Annotated in this window: 19 protein-coding genes; 10 read left to right on the forward strand and 9 right to left on the reverse strand. The window is 65.3% G+C overall.

Going from position 1 to position 22616, the window contains the following annotated elements; translation table 11 throughout:
- Nucleotides 1-50 precede the first annotated feature (50 nt).
- The 3 genes from B215_RS0102145 to B215_RS0102155 all read right to left on the reverse strand — a co-directional run bounded on the left by B215_RS0102145 (nt 51) and on the right by B215_RS0102155 (nt 3631).
- The gene (locus tag B215_RS0102145; protein ID WP_037512792.1) at nt 51-2093 is read right to left on the reverse strand and encodes a malate synthase G; all 2043 of its coding nucleotides are present in this window, start codon (nt 2091-2093) and stop codon (nt 51-53) included.
- Between the two features lie 74 nt (nt 2094-2167).
- Complete coding sequence (locus B215_RS0102150; RefSeq protein WP_019367984.1) at nt 2168-2575, reverse strand: MarR family winged helix-turn-helix transcriptional regulator; 408 nt, start codon at nt 2573-2575, stop codon at nt 2168-2170.
- A gap of 243 nt (nt 2576-2818) precedes the next feature.
- On the reverse strand, nt 2819-3631 hold the full coding sequence (locus tag B215_RS0102155; protein WP_019367985.1) for a prepilin peptidase: 813 nt from the start codon (nt 3629-3631) through the stop codon (nt 2819-2821).
- A gap of 197 nt (nt 3632-3828) precedes the next feature.
- On the opposite strand from B215_RS0102155, the gene B215_RS0102160 reads away from it, so the two are divergent.
- The gene (locus tag B215_RS0102160) at nt 3829-5016 is read left to right on the forward strand and encodes an acetyl-CoA C-acyltransferase (protein WP_019367986.1); all 1188 of its coding nucleotides are present in this window, start codon (nt 3829-3831) and stop codon (nt 5014-5016) included.
- Nucleotides 5017-5074: 58 nt separating this feature from the next.
- A complete protein-coding gene (locus tag B215_RS0102165) occupies nt 5075-5719 on the forward strand; it encodes a DUF2238 domain-containing protein (RefSeq protein ID WP_019367987.1) in 645 nt (214 codons plus the stop codon).
- A 13-nt stretch (nt 5720-5732) separates the two neighbouring features.
- On the opposite strand, the gene B215_RS0102170 is transcribed toward B215_RS0102165, so the two are convergent.
- Nucleotides 5733-6215, reverse strand: coding sequence for an SH3 domain-containing protein (locus tag B215_RS0102170; protein WP_019367988.1), 483 nt, complete (start codon nt 6213-6215; stop codon nt 5733-5735).
- A 74-nt stretch (nt 6216-6289) separates the two neighbouring features.
- On the opposite strand from B215_RS0102170, the gene B215_RS0102175 reads away from it, so the two are divergent.
- Nucleotides 6290-7288, forward strand: a complete 999-nt coding sequence (locus B215_RS0102175; RefSeq protein WP_026008848.1) for a 2-hydroxyacid dehydrogenase — start codon at nt 6290-6292, stop codon at nt 7286-7288.
- Between the two features lie 132 nt (nt 7289-7420).
- On the opposite strand, the gene B215_RS0102180 is transcribed toward B215_RS0102175, so the two are convergent.
- From B215_RS0102180 to B215_RS0102190, 3 genes are all read right to left on the reverse strand, one after another.
- Nucleotides 7421-8824 carry an NAD(P)H-dependent flavin oxidoreductase gene (locus B215_RS0102180; RefSeq protein WP_019367990.1) on the reverse strand — a complete coding sequence of 468 codons (1404 nt, stop codon included), beginning with the start codon at nt 8822-8824 and terminating at the stop codon, nt 7421-7423.
- Between the two features lie 78 nt (nt 8825-8902).
- Complete coding sequence (locus tag B215_RS0102185; protein ID WP_019367991.1) at nt 8903-10036, reverse strand: glycosyltransferase family 4 protein; 1134 nt, start codon at nt 10034-10036, stop codon at nt 8903-8905.
- 154 nt (nt 10037-10190) lie between these two features.
- Complete coding sequence (locus tag B215_RS0102190; protein ID WP_026008849.1) at nt 10191-11057, reverse strand: alpha/beta fold hydrolase; 867 nt, start codon at nt 11055-11057, stop codon at nt 10191-10193.
- Between the two features lie 18 nt (nt 11058-11075).
- Here B215_RS0102190 and B215_RS0102195 point away from each other — a divergent pair, with 18 nt between their 5' ends.
- The 6 genes from B215_RS0102195 (at nt 11076) to B215_RS21160 (ending at nt 17930) form a co-directional block, all read left to right on the forward strand.
- The gene (locus B215_RS0102195; protein WP_026008850.1) at nt 11076-12428 is read left to right on the forward strand and encodes a protein adenylyltransferase SelO family protein; all 1353 of its coding nucleotides are present in this window, start codon (nt 11076-11078) and stop codon (nt 12426-12428) included.
- Nucleotides 12429-12490: 62 nt separating this feature from the next.
- Nucleotides 12491-13903 (forward strand): succinylglutamate-semialdehyde dehydrogenase, encoded by a 1413-nt coding sequence (gene astD, locus B215_RS0102200; protein ID WP_019367994.1) that lies wholly within the window; start codon nt 12491-12493, stop codon nt 13901-13903.
- Between the two features lie 77 nt (nt 13904-13980).
- On the forward strand, nt 13981-14922 hold the full coding sequence (locus tag B215_RS0102205) for a PilZ domain-containing protein (protein WP_236704448.1): 942 nt from the start codon (nt 13981-13983) through the stop codon (nt 14920-14922).
- Nucleotides 14923-14963: 41 nt separating this feature from the next.
- Entirely contained in the window at nt 14964-16145 is a 1182-nt protein-coding gene (locus B215_RS0102210) for a molybdopterin molybdotransferase MoeA (protein WP_019367996.1), read from the forward strand.
- Nucleotides 16146-16202: 57 nt separating this feature from the next.
- Nucleotides 16203-16871 carry a transcriptional repressor LexA gene (gene lexA / locus B215_RS0102215; RefSeq protein ID WP_019367997.1) on the forward strand — a complete coding sequence of 223 codons (669 nt, stop codon included), beginning with the start codon at nt 16203-16205 and terminating at the stop codon, nt 16869-16871.
- 213 nt (nt 16872-17084) lie between these two features.
- Nucleotides 17085-17930 carry a hypothetical protein gene (locus tag B215_RS21160; RefSeq protein ID WP_156804350.1) on the forward strand — a complete coding sequence of 282 codons (846 nt, stop codon included), beginning with the start codon at nt 17085-17087 and terminating at the stop codon, nt 17928-17930.
- Nucleotides 17931-18138: 208 nt separating this feature from the next.
- Here B215_RS21160 and bla read toward each other — a convergent pair whose 3' ends face one another.
- Both bla and B215_RS0102230 read right to left on the reverse strand, forming a co-directional pair.
- Entirely contained in the window at nt 18139-19002 is an 864-nt protein-coding gene (bla, locus tag B215_RS0102225; protein ID WP_019367999.1) for a subclass B3 metallo-beta-lactamase, read from the reverse strand.
- Nucleotides 18999-21110 carry a ComEC/Rec2 family competence protein gene (locus B215_RS0102230; protein ID WP_019368000.1) on the reverse strand — a complete coding sequence of 704 codons (2112 nt, stop codon included), beginning with the start codon at nt 21108-21110 and terminating at the stop codon, nt 18999-19001. Before B215_RS0102230 ends, bla begins: the two co-directional genes overlap by 4 nt.
- Before the next feature lie 79 nt (nt 21111-21189).
- On the opposite strand from B215_RS0102230, the gene gltX reads away from it, so the two are divergent.
- Nucleotides 21190-22614, forward strand: coding sequence for a glutamate--tRNA ligase (gene gltX, locus B215_RS0102235; protein ID WP_026008852.1), 1425 nt, complete (start codon nt 21190-21192; stop codon nt 22612-22614).
- The last annotated feature ends 2 nt before the right edge of the window (nt 22615-22616 follow it).

The raw sequence follows: 22616 nt of genomic DNA on the forward strand, positions 1-22616 counted from the left end.
TTGTTGCCGATTTTGCTCCCAAGCTTAATCCGCAGAAGCGAAGGTTGCGATCAATTGCAAGCCTCGCGCGCCTTGGCGAGGGCGCGGAAGCGGTGCAGCAACGGCTCCGTATAGCCGTTTGGCTGTGTCGCTCCTTCAAAGATCAACGCCTTCGCCGCCTGAAACGCCAAGCTCCGCGCCGGATCGCTTGCCATCGAGCGATAGGCTGGGTCGCCGGCATTCTGCGCGTCCACCTTGGCCGCCATGCGCAGCAAAGCGGCTTCCACCTGCGCCGCGCTCGCAACGCCGTGCAGCAGCCAATTGGCGATGTGCTGCGACGAAATGCGCAGCGTCGCGCGATCCTCCATTAAACCGATATCGTGCAAGTCCGGCACCTTCGAGCAACCGACCCCCTGGTCCACCCAGCGAACGACATAGCCCAATATGCCCTGCGCATTGTTGTCCAGTTCCTGCGCGATCTCGTCTGCCGTCCAGTTCCGCCCCCCGGCGAGCGGCACGGTCAGCAGATCGGACAAAAGCGGCGGCACCGCCGTTGCAAGCGCGCGCTGGCGGGCGAAGACATCGACCTGATGATAATGCGTGGCGTGCAGCGTCGCCGCGGTGGGGCTCGGAACCCATGCAGTAGTCGCGCCGCTGTTCGGATGCGCGATCTTCTGCGCCAGCATGTCGGCCATTCGATCCGGCGCCGCCCACATGCCCTTGCCAATCTGCGCCTTGCCGGAAAGGCCGCAATCCAGCCCAATGCGCACGTTACGCGCCTCATAGGCGGCGATCCAGCGCGCGTTCTTCATCTCGGCCTTGGGCACCATTGGGCCCGTGCGCATGCTGGTGTGAATTTCATCGCCCGTGCGGTCGAGGAATCCGGTGTTGATGAAGAACAGCCGGTGCTTCAGCGCATGGATGCACGCGGCGAGATTGGCGGAAGTGCGCCGCTCCTCGTCCATCAGGCCGATCTTGATCGTGTTGGGCGCGATCCCAAGCAGTTTCTCGACGGCACCGTAGAGCCGATCGGCAAAGGCGCATTCCTCGGGCCCATGCATCTTCGGCTTCACGACATAGATCGATCCCGCCCGGCTGTTGCGCAGCGTGCCCAGACCCTTCAAGTCGTGCAGGCCAATCGCCCCAGTGACGATCGCGTCCAAAACACCCTCGGGCGCTTCTTTGCCGTCTGGCAAAAGCACCGCCGGCGTCGTCATCAAGTGGCCGACATTTCGGATCAGCAGCACCGCGCGACCGGGTAACGTGACCCCGTTCGCCAGCACGCGATCGGCGACCAGTGTACGGGTAAGGCTCTCGCCATTCTTCACGAATGTTTCCGCCAGATCGCCGCGCATTAGTCCGAGCCAATTGGCATAGCCGAGTACCTTGTCCTCGGCATCTACCGCCGCGACCGAATCCTCAAGGTCGATGATTGCGGTCAGCGCCGATTCGAGCAGCACATCGGCGATATGATCGGGATCGTCCTTGCCGATCGGATGGCGGGGATCGCGCACGATGGCGAAGTGCAGCCCGTTGCCGCCACGATAATAGGTCGCCTCCCGCGCGCCGTCCGTGGCGCTGCCGATTTCGGTAGCTGCCGGCGCAATCTGGTCGAGAAAGCCCCGCGCCCAGGCGATCACCTGCCGGCCTCGCGCCGCATCATAGCCGCCGGAATGCGGCGCACCTTGGATGGCATCGGTGCCGTACAGGGCATCATACAGGCTGCCCCAGCGCGCGTTTGCCGCGTTGAGCACGAAACGAGCGTTGAGCGCCGGCACCACCAGCTGCGGCCCGGCAAGCGTCGAAATCTCGGCATCGACATTTTCGGTGGCGATGGCGAACGGCGCCGGCTCAGGCAACAGATAGCCGATCCCGCGCAGAAAGCCCTCGTCGACCGCCTCGCCGGCCATCAGCCGCGCGTCGATCGCCGCTTGCAGTGCATCCCGCTTGTCAAGGAGCGCGCGATTCACCGGCGCGAGTTCGACGAAGACCGCCGCCGCGCTCGTCCAGAAGGCAGCGCTATCGATGGAGAGCGGCGGGAGCACGGCCTCCTCGACGAAGCGGGCCAGCGTGGCTGCAACCTGCAATCCGGCGCGGTCAACATAAGTCGTCACGGAGTCCTCCTCGCGGTTCTTTGCTACACGCCTGGGGAGGGCAGACCCTGTCTACGCGAGGGCACGCCGGGCGATCAACCCCCGTCAAATGCCGTAGCCGCCGCCTCGATCCGCGCAAGCATCGCCGAAAGCTGCGCTTTCTCCGCATCCGAGAAGCTGGCGAACAGCCTTGCCTCCAGCTCCAGCGCCTTGGGCGCGATCTGCTCGTACAGCTGCCATCCTTCCGGCGTCAGCGCGACGAGATGCGACCGCTGGTCACTCGGATTGGCGGCGCGAGCGATCAGGCCGCGTTCGACCAGTCCGATTGCGGCGCGGCTCACCGTCACCTTGTCCATGCGCGTGCGGCCGCATAGCGCCTGCTGGCTCATCGCCCCGCCTTCTGCAAGCACCGCCACGAGTCGCCATTCCGGGATGCGCAGGCCAAACAATGTCCGATATGCGCTGGCCACTGCATAGGATACGGCGTTTGAGGCGATGGACATCCGATACGGCAAAAAATTGTTTAATTTCAATGTTGTCACGCAGATCCCTCATGTGCGGTTTCGTTTTTCGCAAGTGACAACGCTAACAGGTTGCAAATTTTGCAATGATACCGGTAACACTTCGCACTTGCAGCAGACCCTCGTAAGGTGCAGAAAGATCGGGCCTTTCAGGCATCCTCTCCTAAGACTTTCATAGGCTGCCCTTTGGGGCGGCCTTTTTTTTGGGCCGTTTGCCGCTGCGGTTCAATGCGCGTCAGGTACCCTCGCTAATATCATCGTACTGCCCGGCAGCGGTGATGGCGGAACAAGATGCGGCGCCAGCCACACCGTCCACGCACCGGCGGCGAGCATCACCCCGAACGGCAGGCGATCCGTCGCCCGCACCCGCCTGCCGGCGCACATCATGCCCAGCACTGCTGCCAGCCCGATCAGGCTCGCCGCCAGCAGCACCAACGGTAGGTCCTGCCATCCAAGCCAACAGCCGATTGCAGCGAACAGCTTGGGATCTCCGCCGCCTAGTCCCTGTCGCCCTCGAGCCGCCTTATATCCGCGCGCCACCAGCCATAGCACGGCGAAGCCACCTGCCCCGCCGATTACGCGATCCGCCAGTGGCGGGCCCAGCGCGAACGCGCCGGTAGCGAGCCCCGCCACGGCCAGCGCGGCATTGAGCGCGTTCGGCAGCCAGAACGCTGCCAGATCGAGGGCGGCAAGCGCCAGCAGCAGCCAGCCGAACAGTGCACCGGCGGCCCCCTGCAGCCCCGGCACGGCGAGGCCGGCAATCACGCCGATCGCCAACCCGGCGATCTCCGTCACCACATGGCTCGGCGGGATCGTCGCCTGGCAGTGGCGACATTTGCCTCGCTGCACGAGGAAACTCAGCACCGGTATCAGCTCCGCTGCTGTCAACGATCGGGCGCAGCTGTCGCAGGCCGATCGCCCCCGCGTGGCGCGGCGTCCTGCGGGCCAGCGGATTGCGACCACGGCAATGAAGCTGCCGAACACCGCTCCCAAAACGCCGAGCAGGACGGGCCACCCCCACGCCGCGATCGCGCTCATGCGCCTGCCGCTTGCATATTGGAGAGCTCCCAGTGCCGGAACCGCCCGAGCGTGCCGCGAGTCAGCCGCAAATCGCGGCGCGGTTTATCGGAAGATCGACGGGGTTCATGCACCGCGCCTTCCTGCGGGAGCGCGATCGCTTTTGCAAACCGTAGCCCGCCCGCCTAGATCGGCGCCAACCGTTGAGAGGAGCCTGTATGTCCGCCGATCCGATCGTGATCCTTTCCTATGCCCGCACGCCGATGGGCAGTTTTCAGGGATGTCTCGCCGATGCTAGCGCTACCGACCTCGGCGCCACGGCGGTGGGCGCCGCTGTCGAGCGCGCCGGGCTACACGGCGAGGCCGTCGAGCGCATCTATATGGGCTGCGTGCTTCCCGCCGGACTAGGCCAGGCTCCGGCCCGGCAGGCCGCACTGAAGGCCGGCCTGCCGCTGCACATCGAAGCGACAACGATCAACAAGATGTGCGGATCGGGCATGCAGGCGACGATCATGGCGGCCGAGGCGCTTGCCGCCGGCTCGGCCGGTCTACTGGTCGCCGGGGGCATGGAGAGCATGACCAACGCGCCCTATCTGTCGATGCGTCACCGCAATGGCGCGCGCATCGGCCACGACGTGCTGAAGGACCATATGTTCCTGGACGGGCTGGAAGATGCCTATGAGCCCGGCCGGCTGATGGGCAGCTTCGCGGAGGAAACCGCCGGCGAATATCAGTTCACCCGCGATGCGCAGGACGCCTTCGCCATCGCGAGCCTCGAGCGTGCCAAGGCGGCACAGACCAGCGGAGCGTTCGACCGGGAGATCGTCCCCGTCGATTTGCAGGGCCGTAAGGGCGTCGTGACCGTGGCGCTTGACGAGCAGCCTGGGAAAGCCGATCCGGCGAAGATCCCGACGCTCAAGCCGGCTTTCGCCAAGGACGGCACGATCACCGCCGCCAATGCCTCGTCGATCTCGGACGGGGCAGCGGCGCTGGTGCTGGCCCGCGCATCGGTCGCGGAAAAGTTGGGTCTGACGCCGATCGCGCGGATCGTCTCTCATGCCGCCCACGCACACGCGCCGGCGCGCTTCACTACCGCACCAGTCTTCGCCATGCGCAAGGCGCTGGAGAAAGCTGGCTGGCAAACGGGCGATGTAGATCTTTTCGAGGTTAACGAAGCCTTTGCCTGCGTGACGATGATCGCGATGCAGGACCTGGGCCTCAGCCATGACGTGGTAAACATTCATGGCGGTGCATGCGCGCTAGGCCATCCTATCGGCGCGAGCGGTGCGCGAGTGCTGGCGACGCTGCTATCGGCGCTGGAACGCAAGGGCCAGAAGCGCGGCCTGGCATCGCTGTGCATCGGCGGAGGCGAAGCGACAGCCGTGGCGGTGGAACTCATGGACTGACGAGTTGCGCGAGCGAGCGCTGCTCGACATGCGGGAGGAAAGAAGTCATCCCTCTCCCATGTCTTCCTACGGCTCTGCCTGGCGCGGGCTTCCGCGACCGCAGCTGGCGTCGCTCCTGCTCCTCGGCCTCGCCGTCGTCTTTGCGAACATCCGCCAGCCCTACCCGGAAATCGCGCCGCTGCAGCACCTGCCGACCGTGCTGCTGCTTTTGGCGGCCCCGCCTCTGCTGCGGCGCTGGCCCTTATCGGATGCCGCTATCGTCGGCTTGCTCCTCTTCTGGCTGCTCCACACGCTGGGTGGCCGCTACACCTATTCGAACGTCCCCTATGACGCCTGGGCGGTCGCTCTTACTGGGCACAGCATCGGCGGCACGCTCGGGCTTGTGCGCAACGGCTATGACCGGTTCGTGCATCTGGCGTTCGGCCTGCTGTGGGTGGCACCTGTTGCACAGGCGATGCACCGCCACGCCAGCATGGGGCGGCGTGCGGGCGTGTGGACCGCATTCCTGTTCGTCGGTGCAATGAGTGCCTTTTACGAGATCTTCGAATGGCTGCTGACGATCCTCATCGCCCCAGACATGGCCGATGAGTATAACGGCCAGCAGGGCGATGCTTGGGATCCGCAAAAGGATATGGCGATCGCCTTATTCGGCGCCGCCCTCGCTGCGATTTGGCTTTGGCCCCGCAGGAACGACGCCGCCTGATCGCGGCGCCCGTCTACCGCACCGCCTCCCCCGGATCGGTCCCCCAAAGACGCGCCTGCTCGACATAGCCTGCGCGGCCCGCGACGTCGAACCAGCACCAGCCGGCGTTGCACGCGCTGATCCGCCCCACCACTCCCGGGGCCGCGCGCCAGCTGATGTGCGAATCGCCCGCGGGGGTGCGTCGCAGTTCGGCCACGCCGCCGCGCACGATTCCCGTGCGTTTGTCCTCGAGCAGGTTTGCCTGCATCCAGCCTTCCGCGCCATCCGGATCGCGCACCTTCAGCCATGCGCCGTAACTGGCGACCACCTTCAGCGGCAGGCCGCGGCGCTGATAGAACCAACTGGTCGGATAGTTGCGCCCCGGCCCGCTACGCATCCGCGCCTTGCTGGCCTTCAGCGAGGCATAATAAGGCGGCTTGCGCTCCGCATGCGCAGGAGCGGCGAACGCCAGGACCGCCAGAGTCAAAAGTCCAATCGAGAAGCATCGATGCTGCATGGCCCCGTCTATCGACCAGCGGCGCAAGCGCTTCAACCGTTGACTGCATCGAACGCACTCGCCAAGCCATTGCCATGGCCGATCCAAAGCGACCGTCCCGCCCCCGGGTGATTTTAACGCGCGCGCTGCCGCACGCCAGCGAAGCGCGAATGGGCGAGCTGTTCGACTCGGTACCGAATCCCGACGATCGCGCGATGGACGCCGCGGCTCTCTCCGCCGCCATGGCCGATGCCGACGTGCTGGTGCCGACCGTCACCGACCGCATTACAACGGATCTGATAGCCGCCGCGCCCAATCGGTTGCGGCTGATCGCCAATTACGGCGCCGGCGTCGGCCATATCGACCTCAAGGCCGCTCGCGCCCGCGGCATCGTCGTTACCAACACCCCCGGCGTGCTGACCGACGATACCGCCGACATGGCGATGGCGCTGATCCTCGCCGTGCCGCGCCGACTGGTGGAAGGCGACAAGCTGGTCCGCTCGGGCGCGTGGCGCGGCTGGAGCCCCACCAGTATGCGCGGCCACCGGATCGGGGGGCGCAGGCTAGGCATCCTCGGTATGGGCCGTATCGGCCAGGCGGTGGCGCAGCGCGCGCGGGCGTTTGGGCTGCAGATCCATTATCATGGGCGGCATCGCGTGCATGAGGTGCTGGAGCACCAGCTCGGCGCAACCTATCACGACGATCTCGACGCGATGCTGGAAGCGATCGACATCCTGACGATTCACACGCCGCACACGGCCACCACCAGCGGCCTGATCGACGCTCGGCGGCTCGATCTGCTCGGGCCCAACGCTTGGCTGGTCAACACCGCGCGCGGCGAGATCGTCGATCCGAACGCGCTGGTAGCAGCGCTACAGGAACGCCGCATCGCAGGTGCCGGGCTCGACGTCTATGTCGACGAGCCGAACGTCGATCCGCGGCTAATGGGGCTCGAAAATGTCGTGCTGCTGCCGCACCTCGGCTCAGCGACTTTCGAGGCGCGCGAGGCGATGGGTATGAAGGTCATCGCCAATATCCGCAGCTGGGCGGACGGGCATCGCCCGCCGGATCAGGTGTTTGAGGGGTGGCTGTAACACCCATCTAAGCCCCTCCCCTTCAGGGTAGAGGTTGGGACGGAGCTGAGTCTCACACAGATCAACCGCTGTTCTGGAATTCCTTCGCCCTCAAACCCCTCCTCCAAGGAGAAGGGGCTTGAAAGTGCGGATTCAATCCCCGGTCAAGATCCGGTCCACCAGTTGCTTCACCGTCGGCACGAACCCGTTTGAATAGAAGGGATCGCGCTTGAAGTTGTACGCGGCATGGCCGGCAAACATCAGGTTCTGATCGGTATCGCCGCCATGGGCGATGTCCTGCAGGGTCTTCTGGATGCAGAAGCTGCGCGGATCGGCCAGTCGGCCGGTCGAGTTGGTCTCGCTATCCGCCCAGGACGAGAACTGGCACTGGCTTAGGCAGCCCATGCAGTCGGCCTGGTCCTTGCGGATGATCTGCTGGTCCTCGCTGGTCACGAATACTAGCGTGTTGTCCGGCGTCTTGAGCGCACTGGTGAAGCCCAGGGCATACCATTCGCGTGCACGCAGAAGGTCGTTTCGCGTAACCCAGAAATTCTTGCCCTTCACGCCCACGTCGAGCTGGAAGGTATGGTCGCCTGCCGCTTCGGTCGAATACGGGATCTGGCGCTCCGAACGCGCTTCGAGGTGGCGCAGGAACGGATTGCGCACCGCACTCGAGTAGAAGCCTGTGGGCGAGAAGCGGTGCAGCAGCACATCGCCTTCCTCGATCTCCATCAGCTTGGCCTTCCACCCCTCAGGGATCGGGCTTTCCTTGGTGAGCAGCGGACGGGTGCCGAACTGGAAGGCAATGGCCCCCAACTCTGGATTGTCGATCCAGTCGTTCCAATCGCGCAGATACCACACGCCCCCAGCCATCACGATCGGCACGCTGTCCGGCAGGCCGCCCTCGCGCATTACCTCACGCAGTGCTTTGACGCGCGGATAGGGGTCCTGCGGCGCGCGCGGGTCCTCGGCGTTGGACAGGCCGTTATGGCCGCCGGCGAGCCACGGGTCCTCGTAAACCACCGCCGCCAGCCATTCCTGCGCCTTCGAATAGGCCCGCTTCCACAGCGCGCGGAAGGCGCGGCCGGAGCTGACGATCGGCAGGTAGCTCACCTCATGGTGCGCCGCGATCTCGCTGAGCTTGTAGGGCATGCCCGCGCCGCAGGTGACGCCCGCCACCATGCCCTTGGTCCGCTCCAGCACGCCCTGGAGGACGCGCTGCGCGCCGCCCATTTCCCAGAGGACGTTGATGTTGATGGCCCCCTTGCCGCCGGCAATGTCGAACGCGCGCTTCACCTGCTGCACGGCGCCTTCGATGGCGTATTGGATCAGTTCTTCATGGCGCTCGCGGCGCGTGAGGGCACGGTAGATCTGCGGGATGATCTTGCCATCCGCGTCGTAGCTGTCGGCGTTGACCGCACTTACCGTGCCGATGCCGCCGGCTGCCGCCCAGGCCCCTGCACTCGCATGGTTGGTCGCGGCGACGCCCTTCCCACCTTCTACCAGCGGCCAGACCTCGCGACCGTTGTAGTTGATGGGCGAAAGACCCTTGAACACATTGCCTCCACAAAAATTGCCGCACGACGCTAGCCGGAACGGCCGCAACAAGCGAGTAACAAATAGCGCGGACCTATCTCAGCCCAGCACGCCCGGCCGGCCCATCGCCTGCCCATAGAGCCGGGCATGGGCCTCGACCATCGCTTCCGCATCGAACAACGCCGCAACGCGCAATCGGTTCGCCTCGCCGACCCGCCTGCGCTCTTCCGGGTGCTGCGCAAGGGGATCCAGGCGGTCGCGCAGCGTCACTTCGCCGCGATCCGGTAGCAAATATCGCTGGTTTGGCTCGGATACCATCGCAGGGATATCCCCTAGCCTGGGTGCCACCACCGTCAGTCCTGCGGCCATCGCCTGCAACACCGATACCGGCGCCTCTGCGGCCTTGGCCGAGAGCGCGAACAGGTCGAACAACCCCAGATAGCGGTGCGGATCGGGCAGCACGCCTGGCAAGAATACCTGGTCCTCCACCGCCATCGCCTCGGCCTGGTCAAGGATCGCCTGGCGCTCCGGCCCCTCACCCATGATCACCAGCCGGAAGCGCGATGTCATGCCGCCCACAGCACGGACGAGCAGCGGCAGATCCTCGACCGGCTGGAGCCCAGAGATACACGCGATGAATATCTCCCCCTTGCGCCGCTTACTCAGCATCGGCAGCAGCGACGGCTCTGGTGCCTGCGCATAGCGCGCTACCGGCACGCCGCGCGGAATCCGCACAATCCGCTCGGCCGGCTGCTTCCAGAACTGCAACGCCACCTGCTCGATCCGCGCCGAAGGCACGATCAGCGCATTCGCCGCCGGCAGTGCGAGGCGTCGATACATGTTGCGCATCGTGCTCTGCTTGCCGGTGTCTCCACCGTCGAGCTCATCCTCGTGATGCACGATCGGCGGCAGTCCCTTGCCGAACACCCGCGCGGCCATCACCCCGTCGATCGCGCCCCAGCCATGGGTCAGCACCAGATCGAAGCGCCGCATGAACCGCGCGATCGCCTCATAGCGCTTGACCGAAGGCTTGCCGACGAGCGGCGGCGGGTCGAGCGCGATCTCGTATTTCACATGCTTGTCGATCGCATTCCGTGCGGAGAGCTGATCGGGCAGCGCCGAGACGACGGTGTGCCGGGCACGATCGCCAAAGGCGTTCATCAGCTGCACCGATCGCGGTTCGCCGCCGTCCATCGCGAAGCTGGAATGAAGATGAAGGATATGGATCGACATGGGGGCCGGGGTTTAGCGGGCGTTTGCGGCGCCGTCATCCGTTAGGATGGGGCGCCAAGATCGTATTCGGCTCCGTCGCGCCGTTCCTTCGCAGCTAGGAATGCAGAACGCCAGCCACGCATGTGCGATAAGCCTCCCTGGCCTGCGGCGTATCTTATGCCACCTTCGCCAGCAGCCGCTCGATACCCGCCACCGCCTCCGGCTCGTCGAGCGTCGGCGCATGGCCCACCTGCTCCACCGTCACCAGTTCGGTGCCCGGCGCTCGCGCGACCATCTTGTCGGCGGTTTCGGCGCGCAGGATGTCCGATCGCGCGCCCCGCACCACCAGCAGCGGACGGCCGGCAAGCGCGTCGATCGTCGGCCACATATCCGGCCCCGCCTCGTTGCCCGGCACACGGAACGGCTCGGCGATCTTCATGTCGTAATCAAGCACGATGCGGCCTTGGCTACTCACCCGGTGCAGCCGCTTGGCCATTCCCAGCCACTCCTCGATCCCGTAGTCGGGATACACATCGGCGTTGGCCTCCGCCATAGCCCGGGCCGCGTGCATCCAGGTGGGATACCATGCGGCTTTCCCGACATAGCTCCGAATGCGCGCAAGCCCCTGCGGGTTCAGCTCCGGCCCCACGTCGTTCAGGACCGCGCCCGCCAGCTTGCCCCGATCGGTAGCCGCCAGAAGCATTGTCACGATGCCGCCGAGCGACGTGCCGATTGCGACGAACTTCTCGATCTTCAGCTCGGCCAGCAGCGCCTCGACATCCTGCAGGTAGATAAGCGGCGCATAGCTCATCGGATCCTTGGCATAGGCGCTTTCGCCGCGCCCGCGAAACTCGACGCACAGCACCCGCCAATCGCCGGAAAGCCGCGCGGCTAAATCGGCGAAGTCGCGCGCATTGCGGGTAAGCCCCGGGAAACACAGGACGGGCGGGCGATCTTTCCGGCCCGGATAGTCGCGATAATGCAGCCGCAGGCCGTCTTTCGACCACCAATATCCGTCGGAATAGTTGCGCCGGTCACCCATCGTCCCCCATATCGCCGCATGGCCTTCGCTCCGCAACAGGCGATCCTCAGCCTTGGGGATGGCTTCTTCGATCCGGTTCGCCCGGCGCGCTTCCCGCAGACGATCCTCCGCTTCCGCAACGATCGCGCCGCGGCGTCGGTCGGTCTCGATGGTTTGAGCGATGCCGAATGGATCGCCCATTTCGGCCGATTCGAACCGCTGCCGGGCAGCCTGCCGCAGCCGCTGGCGCTCCGGTATCACGGTCATCAGTTCCGCGTGTACAATCCCGAGATCGGCGACGGTCGCGGCTTTCTGTTCGCGCAGATGACCGACGATCGCGGCCGGCTGATGGACTTCGGCACTAAGGGGTCGGGGCAGACACCGTATAGCCGCTTTGGCGATGGCAGGCTGACGCTGAAGGGCGGCGTACGCGAGATCCTCGCGACCGAAATGCTGGAGGCGCTGGGGGTGGAAACCTCGCGCAGTTTCTCGTTGATCGAAACCGGGGAGGCGCTCCACCGTGGCGACGAGCCCTCGCCCACCCGCTCCTCGGTGCTGGTCCGCCTCAGCCACGGCCACATCCGCATCGGCGCGTTCCAGCGGCTTGCGGCGTTCCAGGATCTGGAGGGGCTGCGCACGCTCACCGCCTATGTGCTGCAGCGATATTTCGGCGAAGGCGACGGGCCGGATGCCCCGGCCCGGCTGCTGGCAGGAGTGGTGGCGCGCACTGCCCGCATGGCGGGCCGGTTCATGGGGGCGGGGTTCGTTCATGGCGTCCTCAACAGCGACAATATCAACGTCACCGGCGAGAGCTTCGATTATGGCCCCTGGCGCTTTACGCCGAGCTGGGCTCCGCATTTCGTCGCGGCCTATTTCGATCAGACTGGCCTCTATGCCTTCGGGCGGCAGGCGGAGGCGATCTATTGGGATGCGATGCAGCTCGCCATTTCGCTGCGGCTGATTGCGGAGGAAGCGCCGCTGATCGACGCGCTGGAGGGCTTTGCCGATGCGTTTCATCGCGAGCAGGCCCAGGCGATCCTCTGGCGGATGGGGCTGGCGCCGCGCGACGAGGCCAATGATCGCGCGCTCGCAGGCGCCGTAGAACGCGCGCTTCAGCAGAGCGGGGCACCGCTCGACAGCTTCTATTTCGACGTGTTCGGCGGGCAGCTGCCGGATCGATATGGACCCGAATTCGATCCCGTGCGGGGCCTGCTCGCCACGTATCGGGCGCGGAAGGATCGGTCAGCCAATCCTTATTGGCGGGGCGCGCCGCAATCGATGCTGATCGACGAGGTCGAGTCGATCTGGTCCGCGATTGCCGATCGCGACGATTGGGGGCCGCTGCATGCCAAGGTCGCGGCCATCCGCGCGATGGGTCAGGCACTGGCCTGACGAACCGGATTCAGGCAGAAGCCTGGCCATCTCTTGCGCCCCACAACGATATCAGAAGAGCCATGCCCGAGCAGGAACTAGTTTCGATCGAACCCGCCACCGGTGCGCTGCTGTGGCGCCGTCCCGTCGGCGATGCGGACACGGAAGTCGCGGCTGCGCGAGCGGGCTGGCCGCTCTGGGCGGCGCGGCCGCTGGGGGAGCGGGTGGCGGCGCTGCGCCGCTTCGCCGCGGTGGTCCGCGAGCGATCGGAAGCCTTTGCCGATCTAATCGCCCGCGAGACCGGGAAGCCGCTGTGGGAAGCCCGCACCGAAGTCGATACGGTGATCGGCAAGGTCGAAATCTCGATCGCCAGCCATGCGGAGCGCACCGGCCAGCGGCAGCTCGACGCCCCCGCCCACAGCCGGCTGGCGCTGCGCCACAAGCCGCATGGCGTGCTCGCGGTGCTCGGGCCGTATAATTTTCCCGCGCACCTGCCGAACGGCCACATTGTGCCCGCGCTGCTCGCCGGCAATGCTGTGGTGTTCAAACCCTCGGAAAAGACGCCAGCCTCCGGGGCGTTCCTGGTCGACTGCTATCTCGCGGCGGGGGTCCCCGAAGCCTGCGTCCGGCTGGTCGTCGGCGGCGCCGATGTGGGCAAGGCGCTAGCGGGGCATCCCGGCATCGACGGCCTGCTGTTCACCGGCTCCGCGGGGACTGGCTTGGCGCTGAACCGCCAGTTCGCCGATCACCCGGAAAAGATCCTCGCGCTAGAGATGGGAGGCAACAACCCCATCCTCCTTTGGGACTCGAAAGATCTCACTGCGGCGGCAGCGCTGGTGGTGCAGTCCGCCTTCACCTCGGCTGGCCAGCGCTGTACCGCTGCTCGCCGCCTGATCGTCGACGAGACGCAATTCGATCCGTTGATGGCCGAACTGGATGCGCTGATCGGCCGGATCATCGTCGGCGCGCCGCATGATGTGCCCCAGCCTTTCATGGGACCGGTGATCGACAATCACGCGGCCGACATGTTGGTCGAAAGTGTCGGGAAGCTGGTGGCGCTCGGCGGACGGCTGCTGCGCCCGTTGAGGCGCCCCGTCGCGGATCGGCCGTTCCTCACCCCCTGTGTGATCGACATGACGGACGCGCGCGAGACGGTGGACGCCGAACTTTTCGGCCCCGTGCTGCAAGTATTTCGAGAGGCAAGCTTCGATGCCGCGATCGAGGCGGCGAATAACACGCGCTATGGCCTATCCGCCAGCCTGATCAGCGACGATGCGGGTTTGTACGAACAATTCTGGGCACGAATCCGTGCAGGGATCGTAAACTGGAACAAGCCTACCAACGGCGCCTCCTCGGCGGCGCCGTTCGGCGGCATCGGCTGGTCCGGCAATCACCGACCGAGTGCTTTCTACGCCGCCGATTATTGCGCCTATCCCGTGGTGTCGTCGGAAGCCCCGCAAGTGCAGGCGGCGATCAGCGTAGGCCTCCGCGCTTAGGGTTTTTCCAACCCGGCTGTTTAACCCTGTTTTAGCCCTCCCCCGCCATGGTGCGCGCCGACGGACGGGGAGATATGATGGATTTGGCGCAGACGTCCGCGACGGTTTTCAGCCTGATCGCCGATCTACCAGCCCCGCGGGGCGGCGGCGCGGCAGCCGGCGCTCGCCTTGATTCAGTGCAACTCGAGCATGCCGGACAGGCATTTGCCTGCGGCTTGCATTGGATCGGACCGTGCGGCGCACGATTGCGCAGCGACACGCCGGTGCCCGCACAGCAACCGCTCAGCCTGCTACTCGACGGCATGGAACCGATATCCGGCCGCAGCCTGTGGTGCGATGGCGACGAAAACGGCATTGCCTTCGAGGCCCCTCTGGACGTCCTCGGGCTGGTCGCGCGTAACCTTGCCCGCGCTACGGTCGGCGATCGACGACTGCCCCGTATCGAGCTGCGACAAACCGTTGGCGTCCACTGCAATGGCATGATCGAACAACTCGCCATGCACAATATTTCGCAAGGCGGTATCGGCGTGGAAGCCGCTCGGCTGGAAGTCGAGGAGAAGGTGGGACTAACCTTTGACGGGCTGCGCCCACTGGATGGCACAGTGCGCTGGGTGCGCGGCGGCGCCGCCGGCATCGCCTTTGTCGAAGAACTTGGCTGGCAGACGCTGTTCCCCTGGTTGCGCGGGCTTCAACATGCGCCACAATCGGCCCGGCCGCGACCGCTTCTCGGCGGGCTGCTGCGCGACGGGCTCGCGCTGCGGCTCGACGCGCCGGGCCGGGTGCGAGAAGGCGTGCGTTGGTGGAACTGCCGGGTGCACGCCGTCACCGCGCGGCAGGTGGAGTTCGAAGCCGCGCACGGCTTCAGCCCCGGCGCCTCGCTGTGGATCGCTCTGCCCGATATCGGCGGCGGACCGGCACGCGTGGTGCGAACCAGCCACGGTCGCACCCTTGCAGACTTCCGCATGCCGCTCCGCGACCAGGACCTGCGCACCCTCGCCGCGACCATCCCCAGCGACTGAGGCCCCTTGCATCCTGCCTCCCGTGCCGCCAAGCGGTAGGCATGGCGCTGCTCCCCATTGCCGAAGCGCAGGCGCGACTGCTCGCGCTTGCCGATCGAACGCCCGTCGAAATGGTGCCGCTCGCGCAGGCGGCGGGACGGTGGGTGGCGGCACCAATCGTCGCGCGACGAACCCAACCGGACAGCGATTTGTCGGCGATGGACGGCTATGCCATTCGCTTCGAGGATCTTCCCGGCCCCTGGCAGGTCATAGGCGAGAGCGCAGCGGGCTCCGCCTTTCCGGGAAACGTTACCCCAGCCACTGCGGTGCGTATCTTCACCGGAGCCGCCCTGCCCGATGGCGCGGACACGGTTCTGGTCCAGGAAGAAGCCGCCCGCGCGGGGGATACGCTGCGCCTCGACGGCGAAGGCCCCGCGCATAAGGGCCGCAACGTGCGCCGCCGCGGCCTGGATTTCGCGGAAGCGGACATTCTGATTGCCCCGGGTGAGCGGCTGACTCCGGCGCGGCTGGCGCTCGCTGCCGTCGCAGGCCATGCGACGCTGCCCGTTTACCGCCCGGTTCGCGTGGCGATCGCGGCAACCGGGGACGAATTGGTGCCGCCGGGCGCACCAGTCGGTCCCGCGCAGCTTCCCGAATCCAACCGGGCGATGCTGGCGGCGCAGATCGCCGATCTGCCCGTGGAGCTGATCGATCTGGGCATCCTGCCGGATCGTCTCGACGCATTGCAGGCGGCGTTCGGTGCCGTCGAGGCGGATCTGCTCGTCACCAGCGGCGGCGCCTCGGTCGGCGATCATGATCTGGTGCGCCCCGCGCTTGAAGCCGCAGGCGCCACCATCGACTTCTGGCGGATCGCGCTTCGGCCCGGCAAGCCGATGATGGCAGGACGGCGCAGTTCCATGACGGTGCTGGGCCTGCCTGGCAATCCCGTGTCGGTATTCGTCACCACCATGCTCTTCGTACGGCCCGTGATCGCAGCATGGGCGGGGGCGACCGATCCGTTGCCGCGCACGCAGCGCGCCGAACTTGGGGAGCAACTCCCTGCCAATGGCCCCCGCACCGATTATCTCCGCGCGGCGCTGGTCGACGGTCGAGTGTTCGCTTCCACGGTGCAGGACAGCTCGATGCTGCGGACCCTCGCCCGAAGCACCTGCCTGATCGTTCGCGAACCCTTTGCACCGATGGCAAAAGCCGGTGACACAGTAGAAATCCTCGAGATCGCTTGACAGCCCGCCGGAACATTGCATAAACGTTCGCAGTCTGTTCTAGACCCGGAGGATTGGATGCTCACGCGCAAGCAGCACGAGCTGATCTGCTTCATTGCCGACCGCCTTGCCGAAACCGGCGTGTCGCCCTCGTTCGAGGAGATGAAGGAGGCGCTTGATCTAAAGTCGAAGTCGGGCGTGCACCGCCTGATCAGCGCGTTGGAAGAGCGCGAGTTCATCCGGCGCCTGCCCAACCGTGCCCGCGCGCTCGAGGTGCTGCGTATGCCGGAACGGGGCGAACGCAAGCCGATCACCAAGACGGCGAAGCCGACGGCCGCCCCCGCCGTGCCACCCGCCGCTGCGAACGACGTGATCGAAATCCCGCTGCATGGCCGAATCGCCGCCGGTACCCCGATCGAAGCGCTGGAAGGCTCGACGATGCTGCCCGTGCCTGCTGCGTTGCTTGGCACCGGCGAACATTATGCGCTCGAAGTAGCCGGCGACTCGATGGTCGAAGCGGGGATCCTAGACGGTGATTATGCGCTGATCCGTCGCACCGAGACCGCGAAGGATGGCGAGATCATCGTCGCCCTGATCGACGATGCCGAGGCGACCCTCAAATATTTTCGCAAGGAAGGCACGATGGTCCGGCTCGATCCCGCTAATCGGGACTATTCGCCGCAGCGCTATCGCCCCGATCAGGTGCGCGTGCAGGGGCGGCTCTCGGGATTGCTGCGACGCTACTAACGCGTTTATGTTAATAGCGAGCGGCGCCCCTTCGAGGCGCCCGCCTAGTTCTTCGATACATGCTGCCCGGCAAGCTGAGGGCAGCCTGTTGGTTTGCTCGTTTCCTTCGAACAACAACAGGCTATGATGAGCGCCGTCCGCTGACAGCGAATGGAGCGTGGAACTATGCGTGCGCCCTTGTTGGTCGTGTTATCAGGACTACTCCTGTCCAGCGTGGCCGAAGCGCAGCAAAGCCATCCTTTGGTGACGGCTGCTCCTGGCGCCCAGAGGGACCCTGTACCTCCCAACGATTCGATCATTGTTAAGGGCGCTCCTCTGCCAACAGAAAGCGAAGTTCGGTCACTCGCCCGCGCGATAACACCTAAAGTATCGTTTCTGGATCCCTTAGATCGATTTCAGGATTCTGTCTGCTTCGGAAGTGTCGGACTCGATCGACCTGTTCTTGAAGAGATCGGCGACCGTCTTGCGCAGAGCGCCGAACGGGCGGGACTGAAACTGGCCGGCCCCGGTTGCAAGCCGAACATCGTCATCCTCTTCGTCGATCGCGTTGATGCAGAGATTGCCCGATTGATACGCCGTAGGTGGTGGGTCTTCGGAAATCGCTCGCCTTCCCAGATCGATATGATCGTGAAAGAGCGAGGCCCAGTTCGCGCCTGGAGCAATATCGAAGTCAAAAACGCCGATGGAGAGTCCATCGATGCAGGCGGCATCTTGAGACGGACCACAGCTTCCAACATCATGTCCGCGACCCGGCGAGACGTGATCGCATCTATCGTGTTGGTCCAAAGATCCGCTTTGTTCGGCAAAACCGTGCGTCAAATAGGCGATTACCTTGCGATGCGGACGCTGGCTGGCGTGCGTCCGGAGCGTGCGACGGGCAAGGACACCATCCTAGCGCTGTTCAATGAGGGCGTCACCAGTTCGCCCAGCGAGATGACCGCATTCGATCGCGGTTACCTAAAGGGTCTGTACTCGGCGCAAGCCAATCAAGTCGCATCCAGTATGCGAGCCACAATTGTACAGACCATCTTCAAGGAACAACATCGGGCAGCCAAATAGGGCGTTGCAAACGGATCACTATAAGAAACCAGTCACGTATCTTAAGCAGCCCTGACCGGACCTTATCGCCAAACCCGTCGTTCCGGCAAACGCCGGGGCCCGATCGCATTTTCGGCGTCAGCATGAATGGAGACGAGTCTCCAATGCATTCGGCTTCCGCGGGCAGAGTTCCATGGTGTACCGCAGGTCGTATTACGGGACCTGGATACTACCTATTTGTCTTCCGCTGCATCTCCGCGTCGAACGCGGCCTGTGCGGCGTCGACGCGGCGACGCAGTTCGCCCGGGTCGACAAAGGCTTCGGTGTCGCCAGCAACCTGCTTCGCACGCTTGAGCGCGAGGTCGAATTGCTGGGCATGAAAGCTGAGGAACACGTCCGCCTGGGTGGCGCGCAGCTTGGCAAAAGTGGCGCGGAAGTCAGCAGGTGCCGCGTCATAGCCATGCCCCGGCGTTAGGGGCTGGTCGGCCACGCTCAGGCTGCACGCGAACAGCACGGTCAGGCTGTCGCCACCGGAAGGGATCTGCGTGCTGAAGCTGGTACAACCCTTGGTGTGCCCCGGCGTCAGGTGCGTCACCAGCGTGTTTGTGCCGAGGCGGATCTCCTCGCCATCTTTGAGCACGCCATCCACCTTCACGCCCGGTGCCGATATGCTGATGTCCGGTCGATAATCCGACCTGCCTGACTCCAGAGCAGGCACTTCGGCCGCGCTGGCAAGCAGGCGTGCGCCGGTGCGCCGCTTCAGTTCCGCAAGACCGCCCGCGTGATCCCAATGCGCATGGTTCACCAGCAGAATCTTCACGTCGGCCAGCTTGAAGCCGAGCTTCTCGATATTGGCGGCAATCAGCGGAGCGCTTTCCGCCATGCCGCCGTCGATCAGAATATGCCCCTGTGGGCTGGTAAGCAGATAGGCGGAGATTCCGGCAGTGCCGACATAGTGGACGTTGCCCAGGATTCGGAACGGCGCCATTGGCTGGTTCCATTCGGCACGGACCTTTACCCAGTCGGTTTGCTGCGCAGGCGCCGAAGGTGCGACGGTAAGTGCGGCTGCTGCCACCAGTATCCGGATCATCATGGATGCGTCTCTACCGCCTTGAACGGTGGTTGCACAGTCCGTGGATGAAGCCAGGGATGACGTGCGCCGGTTTCGACGCTGCGGATCGACCGCCCGGCAAAGGCGATGGCCACTCCGCCGCTTTCGTTCAGCGCCGTACGGTCGAGCAACAGCCAGCGCGGACGGCAAGCACGCGGCAGGCGGCGTTCGCTGACCACCAGATCGCTTGCCGCACATGTCGCAACTAATTCGCCCCAAGCGATCGCATATCCACTGCGGGTTGCCGCGATGCGCCAACGCCGCGCATCTGCCGCGATATCCGCCACGCACAGATCCGCGCTGCACCGCGCCTCGGGGCGCTGGGCGAGAAGCGTCAACGCGCCTTCTTCCACACCCCCCATCTCGCTTAACGCGGTCCGGGTGAATGCCTTCGCGCCGTCGCGCAGCAACGCAAAACTGCCATCGGGCATTCTTATGGCGAGATGGCGTCCGTCGCCGGTGACCAGCAGATCGGGGACCGGGCTAAGCGTGGCCCAGGCAAGCCCCGCCACCAATGGCACCGTGCCTGCCACTCGCATTGGCGTCCGCCAAAGAGCGATCCACAGTCCGCCAAACACGATCAGTCCGAACGCGGCGCCCGGCATCACCGGCAGCGCCGCGACCGATCCCGGCGCGTTCGCCACCACATGGGCAAGCACGAGCAGCAGTGCGAGCGCCCGGCCCACCAACCACCATGCCGGCCAGCCGAGCCCCACGCAGTCCAGAAGCAACGCAAGCGCTTCCAAAGGCATCACGACAAAGGTCGTCAACGGAATGGCGACGAGGTTGGCAAACGCGCCGTACAGCCCTGCCTTGTGGAAGTGGAACAGCCCGATCGGCATGAGCGCCAGTTCCACCACAAAGCCGGTGAGCAGCAGCGCGACCAGGCTGCGGCCCGTTCGCCGCAGACGCCCCTCCTCACGACGCTCGCACCAGCGCCGCACTCTCACATTTTCGTGCAGCGCGACAATCGCGGCGACCGCAGCGAAGCTGAGCTGAAAGCTGGCGCCCGCCAGCGCCTCGGGCCAGAGCGCCAACACCACCATGGCTCCGGCCGCGACCAGCCGCAGCGTTACGGCCTCACGGCCAAGACTTAACGCCGCAAGCACGAGCAGTGCGGCGACGCACGATCGGATCGTGGGCACCTGTGCGCCGGTCAGCCAGGTATAGCCGATCGCCGCCAAAGCGGCAGCACCCGCTGCCACCAGCGGCAACCGAACGCGCAGGGCCAGGGAGGGGCTGAGGGCAAGCACGCGGAGCACGATCAGCATCGTCGCGCCCGTCACAGCCGTCACGTGCAGCCCGCTGACCGACAGAAGATGCGCCAGCCCCGCGCGCCGCATCGCCTCCCCGTCGACTTCGTCGATTGCGCCTTCGTCTCCTGTTACTAGCGCCGTGGCGATACCGCCCGCACTCCCGGACAAGCGCGACTGGATGTGCGCGGACAGCCGGGCACGAAGGCCGGGTCCACGGGATGCTTCGCTGGACAGCATCTTCACCGAGCCCAACGCTTTTCCCGTCGCGCCAATCTGGTTGAACCATGCGACACGGCGAAAGTCATATGTACCGGGCACGGAAGGCGGCGGTGGCGGCACCAGCCGCGCCCGCAGCGCTACCCGTGCGCCGGGCGCGAGCCCTTCCGGCACGCCGGCCATATCGACATTCACCCGCAGGCGCGGCGGCAGGTCTGCCCGGCCGATCGGTTCAAGCACAAGCCGCGTCACGCCTCGCGCGGCAAAGGCGTCCGCCTGCCGAACGGTGGCGTCGAACGATACCGCCACCGGTCGCGCGAGCACCGGAGCGGAAACCGCTTCGGCGCGCAACCACACCATCCCGCAACCAAGCGCCGATGCCAGCCCGGCGACGAGCAACACGCGCCCCGCCCGGCCCGCCGCGATCATACCCGCTGCGGCGATCGCAAGCGCCGTGCACATAAACCCGATCCACTGCGCGGGGCTCTGCATTGCGAACCAGGCGGCGATCCCCGCCCCGAACGCCACCGGCAGCCACAGAATGATCTGGCCGCGTTCGGCCTCCAGCCACGCCTCCACGCCGCGCTGCCCTTTCGGGAAGCGGTTCGCCACTCCCATTTGAAGGGCGCGGAACCCCGTGCTAGGGGCCTCGGCGGCTGAACTGGCCATCAATGCAACAGTCTGGGAGCAGCCGCGCTTGAGCGCAACTACAGATACCAACGGCGCCAAGCCCGTCGTAACTCGCTTCGCACCGTCGCCCACCGGCTTCCTGCACATCGGCGGCGCGCGCACCGCGCTGTTCAACCTGCTGTTTGCCCGTCACCATGGCGGCAAGTTCCTGCTGCGTATCGAGGACACCGATCGCGCACGCTCGACCCAACCGGCCATTGAGGCGATCCTCGACGGGCTTCGCTGGCTCGGCCTGGATTGGGACGGCGATGAAGTCTATCAGTTCGCCCGCGCCGCTCGGCACGCCGAAGTCGCGGACGAGATGATCGCGCGCGGTGCCGCCTATCGATGCTACCTGACGCAGGACGAACTCGCCGCGATGCGATCGGAAGCGGAAGCCGCCAAGAAGCCGCTGCGCATCCGCTCCCCTTGGCGCGACCGCACCGATGGCGATCCGGCGATGCCGCATGTCGTCCGTCTCAAGGCGCCGACCGAAGGTGCCGTGACGATTCGCGATCACGTTCAGGGCGAAGTGACCGTGCAGAATGCGGAGATCGACGATCTCGTTCTGCTTCGGTCGGACGGCACGCCCACCTATATGCTGGCTGTGGTCGTCGACGATAACGACATGGGCGTGACGCATGTGATCCGCGGAGACGATCATCTTAACAACGCGTTTCGCCAACTTCCCATCTACCGCGCAATGGGCTGGAACGAGCCGGAATATGCGCATATCCCGCTGATCCACGGGGCGGATGGCGCCAAGCTCTCCAAGCGGCATGGTGCGCTGGGTGTGGATGCCTATCGCGACGAACTCGGCCTGCTCCCCGAGGCGGTGTCTAACTATCTGCTCCGCTTGGGCTGGGGCCATGGCGACGACGAGATCATCAGCCGCGAGCAGGCGATCGAATGGTTTGATTTAGCTGGTGTCGGAAAATCACCAAGCAGGTTCGATCTCAAGAAACTTGAGAACCTAAATGGCCATTACATTCGGCAGTCGGATGATGCGAAGCTGGCAGATTTGGTAGCCGGACGCCTGACGTTCGAAATCAGCGACGCGCAAATGGACCTTCTGCGTCGCAGCATGGCGGCACTGAAGCCGCGGGCCGCCAATCTCCTTGAACTGGCCGATGGCGCAGGCTTTCTCTTTCGCACCCGCCCACTGGAAATGGACGAGGCAGCGGCAGCTCTGCTAGAGGGCGATGCGCGTCTCCTGCTCGCTCGGTTGCATACCGCGCTTGACGGATTGGCAACGTGGGATACGGAGGCGCTCGAAGCGGCGGGACGCACCGTCGCTGACGAAGCGGGCGTGAAGCTCGGCAACCTGGCGCAGCCATTGCGTGCGGCGTTAACCGGACGCCGAACCTCGCCGGGTATCTTTGATGTCTTGGCGCTGCTGGGACGTGAGGAGAGCCTCGCCCGCATCGCAGATCAGATGCGTACGCCCGCCTGAAA

The sequence above is a fragment of the Sphingomonas sp. ATCC 31555 genome, assembly GCF_000282895.1.
Classification (GTDB): Bacteria; Pseudomonadota; Alphaproteobacteria; order Sphingomonadales; family Sphingomonadaceae; genus Sphingomonas.

Coding starts and splice junctions, on each gene's coding strand:
- B215_RS0102210 (WP_019367996.1), top strand. CDS start 14,964: ATGGCGCTGCTCCCCATTGCCGAAGCGCAGGCGCGACTGCTCGCGCTT.
- B215_RS0102230 (WP_019368000.1), bottom strand. CDS start 21,110: ATGGGAGTGGCGAACCGCTTCCCGAAAGGGCAGCGCGGCGTGGAGGCG.
- B215_RS0102155 (WP_019367985.1), bottom strand. CDS start 3,631: ATGAGCGCGATCGCGGCGTGGGGGTGGCCCGTCCTGCTCGGCGTTTTG.
- astD (WP_019367994.1), top strand. CDS start 12,491: ATGCCCGAGCAGGAACTAGTTTCGATCGAACCCGCCACCGGTGCGCTG.
- bla (WP_019367999.1), bottom strand. CDS start 19,002: ATGATGATCCGGATACTGGTGGCAGCAGCCGCACTTACCGTCGCACCT.
- B215_RS0102170 (WP_019367988.1), bottom strand. CDS start 6,215: ATGCAGCATCGATGCTTCTCGATTGGACTTTTGACTCTGGCGGTCCTG.
- lexA (WP_019367997.1), top strand. CDS start 16,203: ATGCTCACGCGCAAGCAGCACGAGCTGATCTGCTTCATTGCCGACCGC.
- B215_RS0102205 (WP_236704448.1), top strand. CDS start 13,981: ATGGATTTGGCGCAGACGTCCGCGACGGTTTTCAGCCTGATCGCCGAT.
- B215_RS0102160 (WP_019367986.1), top strand. CDS start 3,829: ATGTCCGCCGATCCGATCGTGATCCTTTCCTATGCCCGCACGCCGATG.
- B215_RS0102190 (WP_026008849.1), bottom strand. CDS start 11,057: ATGGGTGACCGGCGCAACTATTCCGACGGATATTGGTGGTCGAAAGAC.
- B215_RS0102175 (WP_026008848.1), top strand. CDS start 6,290: ATGGCCGATCCAAAGCGACCGTCCCGCCCCCGGGTGATTTTAACGCGC.
- B215_RS0102150 (WP_019367984.1), bottom strand. CDS start 2,575: ATGTCCATCGCCTCAAACGCCGTATCCTATGCAGTGGCCAGCGCATAT.
- B215_RS0102195 (WP_026008850.1), top strand. CDS start 11,076: ATGGCCTTCGCTCCGCAACAGGCGATCCTCAGCCTTGGGGATGGCTTC.
- B215_RS0102185 (WP_019367991.1), bottom strand. CDS start 10,036: ATGTCGATCCATATCCTTCATCTTCATTCCAGCTTCGCGATGGACGGC.
- B215_RS0102165 (WP_019367987.1), top strand. CDS start 5,075: ATGTCTTCCTACGGCTCTGCCTGGCGCGGGCTTCCGCGACCGCAGCTG.